At 54.1% G+C, this 220-nt stretch carries 1 protein-coding gene; it reads left to right on the top strand.

What is annotated here, in order from left to right:
- Positions 1 to 220 (top strand): hypothetical protein (locus MiSe_RS50580; RefSeq protein ID WP_226595172.1); only part of this gene is annotated, 220 nt, incomplete at both ends.

Raw genomic sequence — 220 nt, forward strand, 5'->3', positions numbered from 1 at the left:
TTCCCAGGTTGAACCTGGGAACGATTTCGAGCAACCTCGCGCATCTGATTCCCAGGTTGAACCTGGGAACGATTTCGAACCTCGCGGATCTCGTTCCCAGGTTGAACCTGGGAACGATTTCGAGCAACCTCGCGCATCTGATTCCCAGGTTGAACCTGGGAACGATTTCGAGCAACCTCGCGCATCTGATTCCCAGGTTGAACCTGGGAACGATTTCGAG

The organism is Microseira wollei NIES-4236 (assembly GCF_020521235.1).
GTDB classification, from domain to species: Bacteria; Cyanobacteriota; Cyanobacteriia; order Cyanobacteriales; family Aerosakkonemataceae; genus Microseira; species Microseira wollei.